The sequence below is a fragment of the Pseudomonas sp. C11 genome, from assembly GCF_034683865.1.
GTDB lineage: Bacteria > Pseudomonadota > Gammaproteobacteria > Pseudomonadales > Pseudomonadaceae > Aquipseudomonas.
This window is the reverse complement of the sequence record NZ_JAWIIP010000016.1, coordinates 26,000-42,005: the sequence shown is the minus strand read 5'-3', so window position 1 is coordinate 42,005 and position 16,006 is coordinate 26,000. Positions and strand designations below refer to the sequence as shown.

At 62.4% G+C, this 16,006-nt stretch carries 15 protein-coding genes; 5 read left to right on the top strand and 10 right to left on the bottom strand.

Features of this window, described 5'->3' with window-relative positions; all coding sequences use genetic code 11:
* Positions 1–80: 80 nt before the first annotated feature.
* Positions 81–1,004 carry a LysR family transcriptional regulator gene (locus tag VC352_RS21520; RefSeq protein WP_159970421.1) on the bottom strand — a complete coding sequence of 308 codons (924 nt, stop codon included), beginning with the start codon at positions 1,002–1,004 and terminating at the stop codon, positions 81–83.
* Between the two features lie 137 nt (positions 1,005–1,141).
* Here VC352_RS21520 and VC352_RS21515 point away from each other — a divergent pair, with 137 nt between their 5' ends.
* The 4 genes from VC352_RS21515 to VC352_RS21500 all read left to right on the top strand — a co-directional run bounded on the left by VC352_RS21515 (position 1,142) and on the right by VC352_RS21500 (position 5,374).
* A complete protein-coding gene (locus VC352_RS21515; protein ID WP_322981544.1) occupies positions 1,142–2,272 on the top strand; it encodes a metallophosphoesterase in 1,131 nt (376 codons plus the stop codon).
* 21 nt (positions 2,273–2,293) lie between these two features.
* Positions 2,294–3,157 (top strand): SDR family NAD(P)-dependent oxidoreductase, encoded by an 864-nt coding sequence (locus tag VC352_RS21510; RefSeq protein ID WP_322981543.1) that lies wholly within the window; start codon positions 2,294–2,296, stop codon positions 3,155–3,157.
* Positions 3,158–3,252: 95 nt separating this feature from the next.
* Positions 3,253–4,482 (top strand): MFS transporter, encoded by a 1,230-nt coding sequence (locus VC352_RS21505; protein WP_322981542.1) that lies wholly within the window; start codon positions 3,253–3,255, stop codon positions 4,480–4,482.
* Between the two features lie 64 nt (positions 4,483–4,546).
* Positions 4,547–5,374, top strand: a complete 828-nt coding sequence (locus VC352_RS21500; RefSeq protein WP_159970425.1) for an aldo/keto reductase — start codon at positions 4,547–4,549, stop codon at positions 5,372–5,374.
* A gap of 156 nt (positions 5,375–5,530) precedes the next feature.
* Here the strand turns inward: VC352_RS21500 and VC352_RS21495 are convergent, their stop codons facing one another.
* The 5 genes from VC352_RS21495 to VC352_RS21475 are packed head-to-tail and all read right to left on the bottom strand — an operon-like array spanning position 5,531 to position 10,201.
* Positions 5,531–7,495, bottom strand: coding sequence for an amidohydrolase (locus VC352_RS21495; protein ID WP_322981541.1), 1,965 nt, complete (start codon positions 7,493–7,495; stop codon positions 5,531–5,533).
* Positions 7,485–8,093, bottom strand: coding sequence for an antibiotic biosynthesis monooxygenase (locus VC352_RS21490; protein ID WP_322981540.1), 609 nt, complete (start codon positions 8,091–8,093; stop codon positions 7,485–7,487). The genes VC352_RS21495 and VC352_RS21490 overlap by 11 nt, the downstream gene beginning before the upstream one ends.
* On the bottom strand, positions 8,090–9,103 hold the full coding sequence (locus tag VC352_RS21485; RefSeq protein ID WP_322981539.1) for an alpha/beta hydrolase: 1,014 nt from the start codon (positions 9,101–9,103) through the stop codon (positions 8,090–8,092). The genes VC352_RS21490 and VC352_RS21485 overlap by 4 nt, the downstream gene beginning before the upstream one ends.
* A 14-nt stretch (positions 9,104–9,117) precedes the next feature.
* Positions 9,118–9,546: an organic hydroperoxide resistance protein gene (locus tag VC352_RS21480; RefSeq protein ID WP_322981538.1), complete on the bottom strand. Its 429-nt coding sequence runs from the start codon at positions 9,544–9,546 to the stop codon at positions 9,118–9,120.
* A 1-nt stretch (position 9,547) separates the two neighbouring features.
* Positions 9,548–10,201 (bottom strand): hydrolase, encoded by a 654-nt coding sequence (locus VC352_RS21475; RefSeq protein WP_322981537.1) that lies wholly within the window; start codon positions 10,199–10,201, stop codon positions 9,548–9,550.
* A 220-nt stretch (positions 10,202–10,421) separates the two neighbouring features.
* On the opposite strand from VC352_RS21475, the gene VC352_RS21470 reads away from it, so the two are divergent.
* Complete coding sequence (locus tag VC352_RS21470) at positions 10,422–10,850, top strand: DoxX family protein (protein WP_322981536.1); 429 nt, start codon at positions 10,422–10,424, stop codon at positions 10,848–10,850.
* Positions 10,851–11,139: 289 nt separating this feature from the next.
* Here VC352_RS21470 and pdxH read toward each other — a convergent pair whose 3' ends face one another.
* The 4 genes from pdxH to dinG form a co-directional block, all read right to left on the bottom strand.
* The gene (pdxH, locus tag VC352_RS21465; RefSeq protein WP_322981535.1) at positions 11,140–11,787 is read right to left on the bottom strand and encodes a pyridoxamine 5'-phosphate oxidase; all 648 of its coding nucleotides are present in this window, start codon (positions 11,785–11,787) and stop codon (positions 11,140–11,142) included.
* 41 nt (positions 11,788–11,828) lie between these two features.
* Positions 11,829–12,479 carry an OmpA family protein gene (locus VC352_RS21460; protein WP_322981534.1) on the bottom strand — a complete coding sequence of 217 codons (651 nt, stop codon included), beginning with the start codon at positions 12,477–12,479 and terminating at the stop codon, positions 11,829–11,831.
* Between the two features lie 69 nt (positions 12,480–12,548).
* Positions 12,549–13,694: a serine hydrolase domain-containing protein gene (locus VC352_RS21455; RefSeq protein ID WP_322981533.1), complete on the bottom strand. Its 1,146-nt coding sequence runs from the start codon at positions 13,692–13,694 to the stop codon at positions 12,549–12,551.
* Between the two features lie 94 nt (positions 13,695–13,788).
* Positions 13,789–15,933: an ATP-dependent DNA helicase DinG gene (gene dinG / locus VC352_RS21450; protein WP_322981532.1), complete on the bottom strand. Its 2,145-nt coding sequence runs from the start codon at positions 15,931–15,933 to the stop codon at positions 13,789–13,791.
* Positions 15,934–16,006: the final 73 nt, after the last annotated feature.

Genomic DNA, 16,006 nt, shown 5'->3' with positions numbered 1-16,006 from the left:
AAACGTAGGCAAAGTCCTCAGGGACTCTCAGGTATCGATCAACCACCCACCTATTGGCGAGCAGCGAGCTCTACGACTAGCTACCAGGTGGCTGAGTCGGTGCGAAGCAGGTCTATTAACTCACGCAAACCTGGAGGCATTTGCCGGCGGCCTGGGTAGTAGATGTGGAATGCCGGCTCAATGGGTGCCCAGTCAGGTAGTACGACCTGGAGCTCTCCTCGCGAGATGTAATCTGCAATGCGCTCCTCAAGGCAGTACGTAATGCCTCTGCCCGATAGCGCCATCTGAATACCAAACTCGGTTTCGTTCACACAAAGCTGGCCGGGTACCTCAATCACTCGGTGATCGCCTTCCTTCTCGAAGTCCCAGCGATAGATAATGCCTTGACCGGTACGAATCTGAATGCAGTTATGGTTCTTCAGATCCTCCGGCACCAGGATCCGCGATGTCCGGTTGAGGTAACGAGGCGATGCCGCAGCAACCCAGCGCAGCTGTTCGCTGATGGGGACAGCAATGAAGTCTTCAGCGATCGTCCCGCCATACCTGATACCCGCATCAAAACCGGCAGCCAGGATGTCCACCATCCGATCATCCACTGCAACCTCGACTGACACATCCGGATAGGCTTCCAGGTACTTCGGCAGCCACCGATTGAAGAGCAGTCGAGCCCCGTCACTGAGGACGTTGATACGCAGGCGACCTGCAGGACGGTCGCGATGCCGATCTACTTCCGCCAGCGCCCCTCCAATTTCCTGAAAACCAACAGCCAGACGCTTCGCCAAGGTTGCGCCAGCGTCTGTCGGGGAAACTGTTCGGCTGGTTCTGTTAAGCAGCCTTACTCCCAGGCGGGTCTCCAGATTTCGAATGGAATGGCTAAGCGCGGACGTGGTGATACCCAGTTCAACGGCCGCTTTGGAGAAGCTGCGATGACTCTCCACCGCAAGAAAGGAATTCAGATCGGCTAAGTCGGCTCGTGACAGCTTTGTGGTCGGGAGTACTGGCATCGGGGCGCCTTTAATGTTGAGAATTTCTCAATAGCTCATGGAGAAAGCCTAAACAAAGCTGCTCCAATTACAGATTAACATTAAATAAATTCAACAATAGTTGATCTGACTCCATCGCCCCAAGACGAGTTCTTCCCGTGTTCCACCTTTATCTTGGCTTTGCTTACTTATACGTCCTGTGGCGTTTCGTTTTTCCTTTACCTATCTCGAAGGGCGGACGTATTGCCCTGGCTGCCGTCCTGCTCGTGGTATCGAAGTACCACCTGATTCAGATCTGGGTGTTCGGAAGTATGTTCTCGCCCGAAATGCCACGCTGGGCAGTGTTGGTCGCAGGCTGGGCTTTCTGCTCGTTCGTTCTGCTGTTCGTATTCGTGGTGCTGGCAGATCTGGCCAACGGCATTCTGTCAGTCCTGCGGATACGTGCAGCCAAAAAGCTGGTAGGACCCAGCAATCGGTACCTGGCCGCATCTTTCGCCCTTCTTCTGTCGGCATTTGGCGTGTACCAAGCGGCGCAGGTTCCAGGCGTTCGCACTGTGGAAGTCAGGATCAAGAATCTGCCGCAAGCGATGGATGGCCTGCGAGTAGTGCAGCTGACAGATCTGCACATCAGCAAGCTCTTCCAGACGCCCTGGGTAGAAGCGGTTGTCGCCCGTACCAATGCACTCAATCCCGACCTGATTCTGATCACAGGCGATCTGATGGATGGGACAACCACTGATCGACAGCTCGATGTGGCTCCCCTGGCAGGGCTGACTGCTAGCCTCGGCATCATCGGCATTCCTGGCAATCACGAGTACTACTTCAACGAGCCACAGTGGCGCACCGAGTTCGAGCGCCTCGGCATACAGATGCTGCTGAACGAGCACGTAGTGATTGGAGCAGGCACCGAGTCGCTGGTCGTAGCCGGTGTTACCGACGAAGCTGCCGCTCAATTCGGGATGGCTGGGCCTAACCTGAATGCTGCGCTCATGGGAGTGCCAGAAACTGCTCCCATCATTCTCCTCAAGCACCGACCAGCCGGTGCAGATCGCTCCGCCCAAGCAGGCGTATCCCTGCAGCTCTCTGGCCACACCCACGGCGGAATGATCAAGGGACTGGATCAGGTGGGCCGCTACGCCAACGAAGGTTTCATCTCCGGCGCCTACCAGGTCGGTGCGATGACGCTCTACACGAGCAATGGAACTGGCCTCTGGAATGGATTCCCCATTCGTATCGGCGTGCCCGCTGAGATCACCGAAGTCATTCTTCGCGTGGATTCGTCCACCTAATCCCAATCCAGGAGATTACTCATGGATCATCCAGCTATTCGCCAGAACAGAGTTGCAGTCATCACCGGCGCTGCAGTCGGAATCGGCTATGCAATTGCTAGTCGCCTGTCCCGATTGGGGATGAAGGTTGTTCTATTCGATAAGGACCAGACCACACTCGACGCAGCAGTACTCTCGCTGTATGGCGAGAACGCGAATGCTCAGGTGACCGCCGTCACAGGGGATGTAACGTCTCCCAGCGCATTGCAGGAACTGTTTGCTGTAGCCCGAGAGTTCGGCGAAGTGTCTTTCGTGGTCAACAATGCCGCCATCCTCAAAGGGGCGGGCCCCTGGAACGATCAGGAACAGTGGCGTACGACGATGGAGGTCAACTTCTGGGCGGTTCTTGCAGTCCAGCAGCTGTTCGTCGATTACCTGCTTACCCATGGCTACCCTGCCGCAATTGTGAATGTTGGCTCCAAGGAAGGAATTACCACCCCTCCAGGAAACACCGCCTACTCCGTTTCGAAGGTCGCAGTGAAGGTGCTGACCGAGCACCTTGAGCATGAGCTGCGCGAGCGTACCAATGGCCGCGTATCGGCCCATCTACTGATTCCCGGCTACACATTCACACCGATGAATTTTCCGGGCATGGCGGCCGGCTCCGCAAAACCCAACGCGCCATGGACAGCCGATCAGGTCGTTGATCGCTTGTTGGAGGGCTTGGCTCGTAGCGACTTCTACATCTTCTGCGAGGACAACGAAGTCAGTCGCGAGCTAGATCAGCGACGCATGCAGTGGAGCGCAGACGACCTTATCCAAAACCGGCCTGCCTTGTCTCGTTGGCATCCCGTGTTCCGCGAGCAGTTCAACGCGTACATCGCTGATGTGGCCCCGCCGCAGTAACCCCATCGAAGTGCGCTGCAGCGCAGCAACCTCTTACTGCTCCTTTGCAATGTCCTACCTATGAAGGGGCGGGCATCTTTTTTCCGAGAACTTCCATGGCCTCGATATCAAGCGCTTCACCGCGCCTCTCAGACAGTTCAGAAATTCACGCCCCGCATGGCGTAGCAACTGCGATAGTCACCCTCGGGCTTGGAGGCCTTTTCATCGGTACCGGTGAGTTCGCTTCGATGAGCCTCTTGCCCGGCCTGGCCGAAAGCACCGGGGTGTCTATACCAACGGCAGGCAGCTACATCAGCGCGTATGCGCTGGGTGTTGTGATTGGTGCTCCGCTGATCGCGATCCTGGCAGCACGCTCGTCTCGAAAAGCACTTTTGATTGCCCTCATCGCACTATTCGCCATCGGCTACGCCGCCAGTGCTGTCGCATGGGACCACTTCAGTCTGCTGGGCGCACGCTTTCTGGCAGGACTACCTCATGGTGCTTACTACGGCGTTGCCTGCCTGGTTGCTACCGCCATGGTGGGTGAAGGGCGAAAGGCGCAAGCGGCTGGATATGTAATGGCCGGTCTTGCGGCCGCCAACGTGATAGGTGTGCCCGCGGCGACCTGGATAGGTCAAACGTTCGGCTGGAGAGCAGCTTTTGGATCACTCGCTGTAGCTGGTATCGCCACAATGCTCTTGTTCTGGCTGTACGTCCCGTCGGTACCGTGTGATCCAAACGCCAGTCCTAGGGCCGAGCTGAGTGGGCTCAAGCGCCCATTGATATGGCTGACGTTAGCGACTGCTTCGATCGGTTTCGGTGGCATGTTCGCGGTGTACAGCTACATCACTCCAACGCTGACCGAGGTGACAGGCTTCTCTATCAACCAGGTACCGATGGTGCTGGCCTTCTGGGGCGTCGGCATGATCGCTGGCAACCTGATTGGTGGCTGGTTAGCGGATCGCGGGCTCATCCGAGCCATCTTCGCCATCATGGTGTGGAACGTGATTTTCCTGACGTTGTTCTCTCTGCTTGCTCCGTCGAAGGTTGGGACGCTCGCGGTTCTGTTCCTGGTCGGTTGTGGTTTCGCACTGGTACCCGCTCTTCAGGTGCGCTTGATGAATGTCGCCGGAGACGCACAGACACTTGCTGCCGCACTCAATCACAGCGCCTTCAACATCTCGAACGCGGTGGGAGCGGGCCTCGGCGGGATGTCTATCGCTATGGGTTTAGGCTGGGCATCAACGGGGTGGGTTGGAGCCCTGCTTGCGCTCCTGGGCATCGTGGCGATGGTCATTTCCGTGATGCTGGAAAGAGCGGCAAGAACCACATCGCCGTCAAAGTGATCCCATCGATGAAAGAGCACTCCACTGCTTCCGAACTGTTTTGTTAATCCCTGGTGAGGTAACCATGACGAACCACCAACCTATGATCGAGCTATCCGACGGGAATGTGATTCCCCAACTGGGCTTGGGGGTTTGGCAAGCAAGCCAAGAGCAAGCCCGCACCTCCGTCAGCCAAGCGCTGAAGATCGGATACCGTCACATTGATACCGCCTCGATCTATGAAAACGAGGAAGGTGTCGGAGCAGGCCTGCGTGACTCCGGTATCGACCGTGAGAAGGTCTTCGTAACCACCAAGATCTGGAACGCCGACCAGGGGTTTGAAGCTTCTTGCCAAGCTCTGGATAAGAGCCTGGCTAGGCTCAAGCTGGATTACGTTGACTTGCTACTCATTCACTGGCCGGCGCCGGCGAAAGGACTATTCGTTGATACCTGGAGGGCGATGATCGAGGCCAAGAAGCTAGGCAAGGCCCGCTCCATTGGCGTCTCAAACTTCAACCCAGATAACCTGCAGCGCCTGATTGAGGAAACAGGAGTTGCCCCAGTCCTGAACCAGATCGAGCTGCACCCATACTTCCAGCGGGCTGACCTACGCAAGAGCAACGCCGAGCTTGGAATTCGTACCGAGTCCTGGAGCCCATTGGCGCAGGGGAAAGCACTCGCCGATCCGCTAGTACGCAAAATTGCGGCTAAGCATGACCGTACGTGCTCTCAGGTAATCATCCGCTGGCATCTGCAGCTTGGCCTGGTGGTCATTCCCAAGTCAGTCACGGAAGCTCGTATCCGAGAGAACTACTGCGTGTTCGACTTCGAATTGACTACCGATGATATGGGAGCAATTGCCGCTATCGACAGAGAGCAGCGTCTGGGGCCAGATCCAATCGTGCTTGGCTAAGCTTTTTCTTTCGACTTGAGACAAACAGGCTATGAGTTGCTAGCGGGTTGTGATCGTCTGCTCCAGGCCGAAAGCAGCCAATCCCTCTAAATACAAATCCCCACAGCCCAAACAAAAATTCCCCGCATCGCCCAAAAGACGATGCGAGGTACTGCTTTAGAAGGCAAAGCAAGAGCAACCGAAGGCGCCCCAGAAGCCCTGGAAGTCGCTGACCGGGGCGTTGGAGAGGCGGGCGCGTTCGTGGCTGTGGGCGTGGACGGCGCAGGAGCCGACGCACTGGTGTACCTGGGCCACTAGCGGTGCGTTCTGCCGCCAGTGGCCGGGCACCAGGGCCACTGGTGACCAGTCGGGCATCACCGGTAGCGCGGGCGGGCCGAGTTTGTCGAATTCGGCGGCAGCGTAGACCACCTTGCCGTCGACCACGGTAAGCACCGATTCCAGCCACTTGATCTGCTCGTCCTCGATGGCGAAGAAGTCCGCCGACAGGGCCACCAGATCTGCCAGTTGGCCAACCTTGATCTGCCCCTTCTTGCCCTGCTCGCTGGAGAACCAGGCGCTGCCGTGGGTAAACAGTTGCAGTGCGGTGGCGCGCGGCAGGCCCTGTGGGTACAGCTCCAGGCCGCCGACGGTCTTGCCGCTGACCAGCCAGTACAGCGACGTCCAGGGGTTGTAGCTGGAGACGCGGGTGGCATCGGTGCCGGCGCCGACCGGCACGCCTTCGGCCAGCATGCGCTGGATTGGCGGGGTCTGTTCGGCGGCCTTGGCGCCGTAGCGGTCGACGAAGTATTCGCCCTGGAAGGCCATGCGATCCTGAATCGCGATGCCGCCGCCGAGGGCGCGCACGCGCTCGATATTGCGCGGGCTGATGGTTTCGGCGTGGTCGAAGAACCACGGCAGGCCATTGAAGGGAATGTCGCGGTCGACCTTCTCGAACACGTCGAGCATGCGCGAGATGGATTCGTCATAGGTGGCGTGCAGGCGGAACGGCCAGCGCTGCTCGACCAGGTGGCGCACCACCGGCTCCAGTTCGGCTTCCATGCTGGCAGCCAGATTCGGACGCGGTTCGAGGAAGTCCTCGAAGTCGGCGGCGGAGAACACCAGCATTTCGCCGGCGCCGTTGTGGCGGAAGAAGTCGCTGCCCTGCCCCGGTTTGACGATCTTGCTCCAGTTCTGGAAGTCGGCCAGCTCTTCCTTGGGCTTCTGGGTGAACAGGTTGTAGGCGATGCGTACGCTGAGCTGACCTTCCTTGGCCAGTTGCTCGATCACCTGATAGTCGTCCGGGTAGTTCTGGAAACCACCGCCCGCGTCGATGGCGCTGGTCACGCCGAGGCGGTTGAGTTCGCGCATGAACTGGCGGGTGGAGTTGACCTGGTACTCCAGCGGCAGCTTAGGTCCCTTGGCCAGGGTGGCGTAGAGGATCATCGCGTTGGGCCGCGCCACCAGCATGCCAGTAGGCTCGCCGTTGGCATCGCGGACGATCTCGCCGCCGGGCGGATTGGGCGTGTTGCGGTCGTAGCCGACCACCCGTAGCGCCGCGCGGTTGAGCAGCGCGCGGTCATAGAGGTGGAGGATGAATACCGGGGTATCCGGCGCCGCCTGGTTGATCTCTTCCAGGGTGGGCATGCGCTTTTCGGCGAACTGGAATTCGTTCCAGCCGCCGACCACACGCACCCACTGCGGCGCCGGGGTGCGCTCGGCCTGGGTCTTGAGCATGCGCAGGGCATCGGCCAGCGACGGCACGCCCTCCCAGCGCAGCTCCAGGTTGTAGTTGAGGCCGCCACGGATCAGGTGCAGGTGCGAGTCGTTGAGGCCGGGGATGACGGTGCGCCGCTGCAGGTCGATGACCTGGGTGCCGGCGCCACGCAGCGGCATGACCTCGGCGTCGCTGCCGACGGCGACGAAGCGGCCGTCCTGAATGGCCACTGCCGTGGCCTGCGGGTTTTCACGGTCGACCGTGTGCAGACGGCCGTTGAACAGAATCAGATCGGGATGCATGGAAGAACCTCCTTGCCGTTCGCCGCCGAAGATCGGCAGCGTCGGCCATAGCGCACCAGCGGCGCCGAGAATGGACGAGGCGGCGAGAAAGCGTCGCCGGCTGTTGGAAGTGGATTCATCGCTCATGGTTGTCTCCAGGGCCGGGAGCCTCCAGCCAGGGCGCGAGCCAGCGGGTGACGCGCGGCATGAACAGGTAGACCACCAGCAGGACGATGCTCAGGGTGATCACCACGTTGCTCGGCAACCAGCCGCCCAGCCAGGGCCAGGCGACGAATGCCGGGTGCCACAACTGCGGCACCAGCAGGCTCAGCGGCAGGATCACCAGGAAGCTGACACAGGCCTGCTTCCAGCGCGGTGGCTGGGGCTGCTGCGGGCTGGCCGGGGCGAACCAGAACTCACGCGTCGGGTGCAGCTCCAGCGCTTCGTCCTCCAGCAACAGCGGCGCGACCTCTGCCACCAGTTGCCGACGCACCTCGGAGCCCAGCCAATGTTGCAGGCGCTCCGGCCCGGTGAAGCGCAGCACGCTGGTGAACAGCGGCGCGCCCTGTTCGTGGCTGCGGATCACGTCCACCCCGAGATGCCCCGGATAGTCCTGCGCGACGCCGACGATGCGGCGCAACCAGGCCTCGTACTGCGCCGCCTGAGCGGGCCGCACGCGATGGCGGATCAGCAGGGTGACCGGATCGTCGGCCCCCTGCCCTTCATCAGGCCGGAGGGCGCTCATTGCAGATGCCGCTTCAGCTCGACGCCAGCCTGGCGCATCGCGCTATGCACGGTGGGCACATGGGCAAGCGGGTTGAGCAGGCCGTAGTCGTGGATCATGCCGTTGTAGCGCACGGCGGTGACCTCGACGCCGGCTGCGTCCAGCTTGCGTGCATAGGCCTCGCCTTCGTCACGCAGCACGTCGAACTCGGCGGTCTGCACCAGTGCTGGCGGCAGGCCCTTGAGCTGTTCGCTGCTGGCGCGCAGTGGCGAGGCATGGATCTCGGCACGTTGGGCGGCATCGGTGGTGTAGCTGTCCCAGAACCACTCCATCATCGGCTTGGTGAGGAAGTAACCCTGGGCGAACTGGCTGTAGGACGCGTTATCGAAGCTGGCGTCGGTCACCGGCCACAGCAGCAGCTGGAAACGCAGCTTCGGCGTGCCCGCTTCCTTGGCCTTGAGCGCGACCACGGCGGCCATGTTGCCGCCAACGCTATTGCCGGCCACGGCCAGGCGACTGGCGTCCACGCCGAGTTCCTTGCCGTGCTCGGCCACCCAGCGAGTCGCCGCGTAGGCCTGGTCGATGGCGGTGGGATAGTGCGCTTCCGGCGACGGCGAATAGCCGACGTAGACCGCCACCGCCCCGGAGTTCACCACCAGGTCACGGATCAGGCGGGCGTGGGTCGGGTAGTCCCCCAGCACCCAGCCGCCGCCGTGGAAGAACATGAACACCGGCGGCGTGCCCTTGACGCCCTCCGGGCGCACGACGGTCAGCTTCAGCGGCTGGCCACCGACCTGGATGGTCTTGTCCTCGACCTTGACGCCGGAGAGGTCAACCTTCACCGAGTTCTGCGCGCCCACCAGCACAGCGCGGGCGTCCTGCGGGCTGAGGCTTTCCAGCGGCTTGCCGCCGCCCTTTTCCAGTGCTTCGAGGAAGGTGCGGGTGTTGCTTTCCACACCGCTGTAATCAGCGGCGTGCACCTGGCCGATGGCCAGGGCGATTACTGCACTCAGCAAGGCAATGCGGGGCATGTTGTCTGCTCCTTTCAAGCAACCAGAGTGAGGGTCACGTCGATGTTGTCGCGCGTGGCGTTGGAGTACGGGCAGACGATGTGCGCGCGCTCCACCAGGGTTTGCGCCGCCTCGGCATCGAGCCCGGGCAGGCTGATGCGCAGCTCCACCTCGATGCCGAAACCGGTGGGGATGGCGCCGATGCCGACCACGCCTTCGATGGACACGTCAGCCGGAATGGCCAGCTTGTCGCGCGCCGCGACGAACTTCATCGCGCCGAGAAAGCAGGCCGAGTAACCGGCGGCGAACAGTTGCTCCGGGTTGGTACCGGCGCCGCCGGCACCACCCAGCTCGCGTGGCGTGGTCAGGGCCACATCGAGCACGCCATCGCTGGAGATGGCACGGCCGTCACGCCCGCCCGTGGCTTCGGCGTAGGCGCGGTAGAGAACCTTTTCGATGCTCATCTCAGTGGCCTTCCGAGGCGTTGAACATGGTCTTGGCGTAGATCAGGCCCAGGCCATAGGCGCCGCCGTTCTCGATGGCAGTCTTCACGGTCTGGTTGTAGGTTTCGCCACGGGCCCAGTCGCGCTGCAGTTCGAGCAGGTATTGCAGCGAGGTCATCGGGCGCGCGCCGAGCTGGATCATGCGCTGCACGGCCATGTCGTGCGCCTCGGTGGATACGTCGCCACAGGCATCGGTGATCATGTACACCTCGAAGCCCTGATCCAGCGCCGACAGCGCCGGGCCAACGATGCACACGGAAGTCCACAGACCGGCGAGGACGATCTTCGGCTTGCCGATGCGGTTCACTTCCACGGCGATGCGCGGGTCTTCCCAGGTGTTCATGGTGGTGCGGTCGATCACCTGATGATCCGGGAATACCGACTTGATCTCGTCGAAGATCGGACCGGAGAAGCTCTTCTCGGCGACGGTGGTGAGGATGGTCGACACGCCGAACTCGCAGGCGGCCTTGGCTACCAGCGCAGCGTTATTACGCAGGCTCACCGCGTCGATGGACTTGGTGGCGAAGGCCATCTGCGACTGGTGGTCGATCATGATCAGGGTATGGTTGTGCGGATCGAGCAGGGTTTTACCGGGAGCAGCGATAGCGGTAGCCATGGAGGTTCTCCAAAAAATGGGATCAGGGAACCATCAGCTTCCGTCAGCGCAACGGCGAAGAATTGAAGCGGCGTGCTCGCTTTGAAAGGATGTGTGGCTTTATTGCGGGGCTCAGGGATCGAGCAAGCGCGCACGGGTACAAGCCGAGCACAGGCATGCAAGCGTTGGCGCGGCGAGACGCACAAGCTGGTGGCATTCATCCAAGCAATCGGAGCCACTCATGACCGCCGCTACCCCACCACTGCCCGCCCCGCTCGCCTGGGGTCTGCTGTTCCTGCGCGTGACCGCTGCACTCCTGCTAATGCAGATACACGGTTTGCCCAAGCTGCTGCACTGGCCAGACGCCCTGCAGCAAATCGAAGATCCCTTCGGCCTGGGCGCGACACTCACACTGAGCCTGGCGATCTTCGCCGAAGTGCTCTGCCCCCTGCTGCTGATCGCCGGGCTCTATGCGCGCCTGGCCTGCCTGCCGATCATCGCCGTGCTGCTGGTGGCATTGGCAGTGGTGCACCCCGACTGGAGCCTGGAACAAGGCCAGTTCGCCTGGTGGATGCTGGTGATTTTCGTCAGTCTGGCCCTGACCGGCCCTGGGCCTTATCGACTGCCGTTGCCTTGGCAGCGACTGGAACGTCAGCGCGGGACGCAGTGATCTGGCTAATGGGGTGCGAGGTTACTGCTCGGAGTGCGCCCGACAATTGCGCATAACGGCTCACCCTTGAACGGCGGCGTGGCCTGAACCCTGGTGGGCAAGCTTCGCGTTGCCCACCCTACGCGACGGGTATATCGGCGTAGGGTGGATGACGCCTTTTTCATCCACCACTGGCGTGGATTGTCCGGGCTACGTGCGAGCTGGACAGCGCGTAGGGGGCTCAGGAGCGCAAGCGAACAGTCCGCCAGCCCAAATAGGCGCACTGCTTCGCCGTCCTACGCGCTGGAACTCAAGGCGCCAGCCGCTCGCGAATCCAGGCCTCGCCCTTGAGACGGTAGTTGAGGCGGTCGTGCAGGCGGCTCGTGCGGCCTTGCCAGAACTCGATGCGCTCGGGCAGCAGGCGGTAACCGCCCCAGTGTGGCGGGCAGTGTGGGGTCTGGTTGAGGAAGCGTTTTTCGGTTTCCGCCAGCAGGCTCTCCAGCTCGGCACGGTCGCGGATCACGCGGCTCTGCGGCGAGGCCCAGGCGCCGATGCGGCTGCCCAGCGGGCGCACCTGGAAGTAGCCGTCGGATTCGGCCGGGGTCACCTGCTCGACTCGGCCTTCGATACGCACCTGACGCTCCAGGCTGGGCCAGAAGAAGGTCATGGCAGCGAACGGCCGCGCCGCAAGCTGACGCCCCTTGGCGCTGTCGTAGTTGCTGAAGAAGGTGAAGCCGCGCTCGTCGAGGCCCTTGAGCAACAGCACGCGGCAGTGCGGACGGCCGTCGTCGTCGACGGTGGCCAGGGTCATGGCGTTCGGTTCGACCGGCGGTTGCTCGGTCTTTACCGCATCCTCGAACCACTGGCGAAACAGGGAGAGGGGTTCCAGCGGGGCCTGAGTTTCGCTCAGGCCGTCGCGGGTGTAGTCACGGCGCATATCGGCCAGGGTTTGGGTCATGACACGTCCTCAATCCTTTGGAAATGCCCCCAAGCTTACTCCTACTTACCCTGTTTTCCTTGATCTACGGCAGCTACCTTGGGTGCCTCTTTCAACTCGGCCTTGGCCGGCTGGCTGTACTTGGCGATGAGGCCCTGCATGGTGTCGCGCGAGGTCAGGAGGATTTCCACGCGGCGGTTGAGGGCACGGCCAGCAGCCGTGTCGTTGGCCGCACGCGGTGCGTCGGAACCCAGACCCATGACCTGCAGACGGTTCTGCTTGAGGCCGCTGAGGCGGAAGATCGAGGTGACGGCACGCGCACGCTGCTGACTCAGCTCGCGGTTATCGGCGGCGTTACCACTGCTGTCGGCATGGCCGAGTACCACCACAGCAACGTCGTTGTCGGCTTCGAGCAGCTTGGCGACACGGGTGATCGGCCCCAGGCTGGCCGGCAGCAGCATCTGCGGGCGATCCGGGTTGAACGAGCCCTGCACCGGCGCGGTGACGACCAGCAGGTTCTCGCGGCGCTCGAGTTCGAAGTTGGTGCCCTTGACCGCTTCACGCAGCTTCGGCTCGTATTCGTCAAGCCAGGCGCGGGTGACCTGCGGCGGCGGCATCACGGCCGGCTTGGCGACCTCTTCCTTTTTCTTGTCCGCACTGGAGCAGCCGGCGATCAGCAGGCAGCAGGTGAAGGCGATGATCTTGTTGCGCATGAAGCCCCCCAGGGTCTCAATCGATTCGAATTATTCATAACGCGACTGCCGGGCAGTGTAGACCGGCAGTTACAGGCATTGGGCCAATACCCGCGCCAGCTTCTGCGCGCGCGGATCCATCAGGACATAAGGCCCGAGATTGTTGATGACGAAGCCGAACGCGACATCCCGTTCGGGGTCGGCAAAGCCGCTTGAGCCACCCGCGCCTGGATGGCCGAAGGCGTTGCCGCCGAGGCCGTAGGTGGCGTTGGCCACCTCGGCTTGGTCGAGCATGCAGCCAAGGCCGAAACGGGTGCGGGTGAGCAGGGTCTTGTCTTCGCCGACGCCGTGTTCACGGGTCATCTTATTGAGCAGTTCGCTTTCCAGCAGGCTGCCGTCGAGCAGACCGGCATAGAAGCCGGCCAGGCTGCGCGCGTTGCCGTGGCCGTTCGCCGCCGGCTGCTGCATGCGCCGCCACTCGGGCTTGTTGGTGCTGGTCATGATCGATGGCGGGTTGGTGAACGAGCGCGTGCTCATGGCACTGGCGTCAGTCATCATCACCTTGAGCAGACGTTGCGCGGCGGCATCGCCGAGGTTGCCCTTGCCGCGGGCGATATGCGCCACGCGCTCGAATTCGCTGTCCGCCAGGCCGACATGAAAATCCAGGCCCAGCGGCTTGGCGATGCGCGCGGCGATGCTCTCACCGGGGCCACGCCCCTCGACGCGGCGAATCAGCTCACCAATCAGCCAGCCATAGGTGATCGGTGCATAACCCTGGCCGTCGCCGAGTGGCCACCAAGGGGCCTCGGCAGCCAGTGCGGCGGTCATGGTCGACCAGTCATAAAGGGCTTCCGCCGGCAGCAGCTCACGCAGTGCCGGCAGGCCGGCCTGATGGCAAAGCAGGTGACGCAGGGTGATGCGCTCCTTGCCGGCGGCGGCGAACTCGGGCCAGTAGCGGGCGACCGGGGCGTCGAGTTCGAGCTTACCCTCGCCCACCAGTTGCAGGGCGACCACGGCGGCGAAAGGTTTGGTGCAAGAGAACAGGTTGGCGATGGTGTCGCTATGCCAGGCCTGCTGGCCGTCCTTGTCCATCACCCCGGCCCAGATATCGATGACGGTTTCCCCGCCGACCTGGATGCACAGCGCGGCGCCGCGCTCCTGAGGATCGTCGAAGAGGCTGGCGAAGGCTTCCTTCACCGCCTCGAAGCGCAAGTCGAAATAACCCTGAACCTGCACGTTTGACTCCTTGAACGAAATTGCGCGCATTGTTCCAGCCAATGCGCCAGTTGGGAACCGTCAGCACCCCACAAAGGCCCGTGGTACGGGCGCTTCAGTGGATTTCCCGACGAAAGGGCGGCAAGGCATTGAGAATCGCCTTGCCGTAGCGCTGGGTGACCACGCGCCGATCCAGCAGGGTGATGGTGCCGCGATCGGCCTCGGTACGCAGCAAACGCCCGCACGCCTGCACCAGGCGCAGCGAGGCGTCGGGCACGGCGATTTCCATGAAGGGGTTGCCGCCGCGCGCCTCGATCCATTCGGCCAGCGCCGCCTCGACCGGGTCATCCGGTACGGCGAAGGGAATCTTGGCGATCACCACGTGCTCGCAGTAGGCGCCCGGCAGGTCGACGCCCTCGGCGAAGCTGGCCAGACCGAACAGCACGCTCTCTTCGCCGGAGTCGACGCGCGCCTTGTGCTTGTTCAGGGTTTCCTGCTTGGACAGGTTGCCCTGGATGAACACGCGCTTGCGCCAGTCACGCTCCAGGCCATCGAATACGTCCTGCATCTGCCGGCGCGAGGAGAACAGCACCAGCGTCCCGCGGCTGCCAGCCACCAGCGTCGGCAGCTCGCGGATGATCGCAGCGGTGTGTGCGGCGGCATCGCGCGGGTCGGCCTTGAGGTCGGGCACTCGCAGCACGCCGGCATCGGCGTGGTGGAAGGGGCTCGGCACGATGGCGGTGACCGCCACCTTGGGCAGCCCGGCACGCATGCGGTAACGGTCGAAGGTGCCCAGCGCGGTCAGCGTCGCGGAGGTCACCAGACAGCCATAAGCGACGTTCCACAGGTTGCGACGCAGGGTTTCAGCGGCGAGGATCGGGCTGGCGTTGACCTCGATGTCGTACAGCGCACCGCTCTCGGCCAGAGTCAGCCAGCGCGCCATGGGCGGGCTTTCTTCCGGGTCTTCGGCGGTAAAGGCCAGCCACAGCTCCCAGTTGCCCTTGGCCCGCGCCATCAGGCTGCCGAACAGCGGATACCACTCCTCGGCCTGGTGGCTGGCGATGCCCACGGCGCCCTCGCCGTCCATCGCTTCCTTGAGCAGTTCGGTGACGCCGGTGAACAGGTCATTGAGCTTGGAGAAGCCCTTCTTCAGCTCCAAGCCCAGCTCGGTCAGGTGCTCCGGCACCACGCCGCCGACGAAGCGATGACGCGGGCGTTCGCGCCCTTCCATGTCCTCGCCGGCCTTGAAGTCGGCAATCTCTTCGCAAGCGTTGAACATGAACTGCTGCTGGGTCTTCAGCTCACGGGCCAGCTCCGGCACCTGTTCGATCAGACGGCCAAGATCGCCGGGCAGCGGGTTCTGCGCCAGCAGCTTGGTCAGGTTCTTGTCGATCTGGGTCAGCCAGTCGGAGGTACTGCGCAGGCGGGTGAAATGGGCGAAGTGGCCGATGGCCTTGTCCGGCAGGTGGTGACCTTCGTCGAACACGTAGAGGGTTTCGCGCGGATCCGGCAGCACCGCACCGCCGCCCAGCGCCAGGTCGGCCAGTACCATGTCATGGTTGGTGACGATCACGTCGACCTTACCCATGCCCTCGCGCGCCTTGTAGAAGGCGCACTGCTGGAAGTTCGGGCAATGGCGGTTGGTGCACTGGCTGTGGTCGGTGGTCAGTTGTGCCCAGCGGCTGTCTTCCAGCTCTTCGGGCCAACTGTCGCGGTCGCCGTCCCACTTGTTGCCGGCGAGTTTCTCGATCATTGCGGTGAACAGCTTCTGGCCCTGCTCGTCGACGTCGATCTTGAAGCCTTCATCCTCGAACAGCTGGGCCGTGGCGCTCTGTGCGGCGCCGTCCTGCAGCAGGTTGTCTAGCTTGGACAGGCACAGATAGCGGCCACGCCCCTTGGCCAGGGCGAAGCTGAAGTTCAGGCCGCTGTTGCGCAACAGATCGGGCAGATCCTTGTGCACGATCTGCTCCTGCAGGGCCACGGTGGCGGTGGCGATCACCAGACGCTTGCCGGCCGCCTTGGCGGTAGGGATGGTGGCCAGGCTGTAGGCGACGGTCTTGCCGGTACCAGTGCCGGCCTCTACAGCTACCACGGCGGGGTCGCCCAGGCGCTTGCCCTCGTCGTCGCTCTTGATGGTGCCGAGCACCTTGGCGATCTCGGCGATCATCAACCGCTGGCCGTAGCGAGGCTTGAGCGACTTGGCCTCGAGGAAGCGGGAATAGGCGCCCTGGATCTGGGACTTGAGTTCGGTGCTGAGCATGGATTCTGAAACGAAAAAGGCTGGATAAATTTTCAGTATTCGCGGAGCGGCCGCTATCATAGCGCGCCAATCG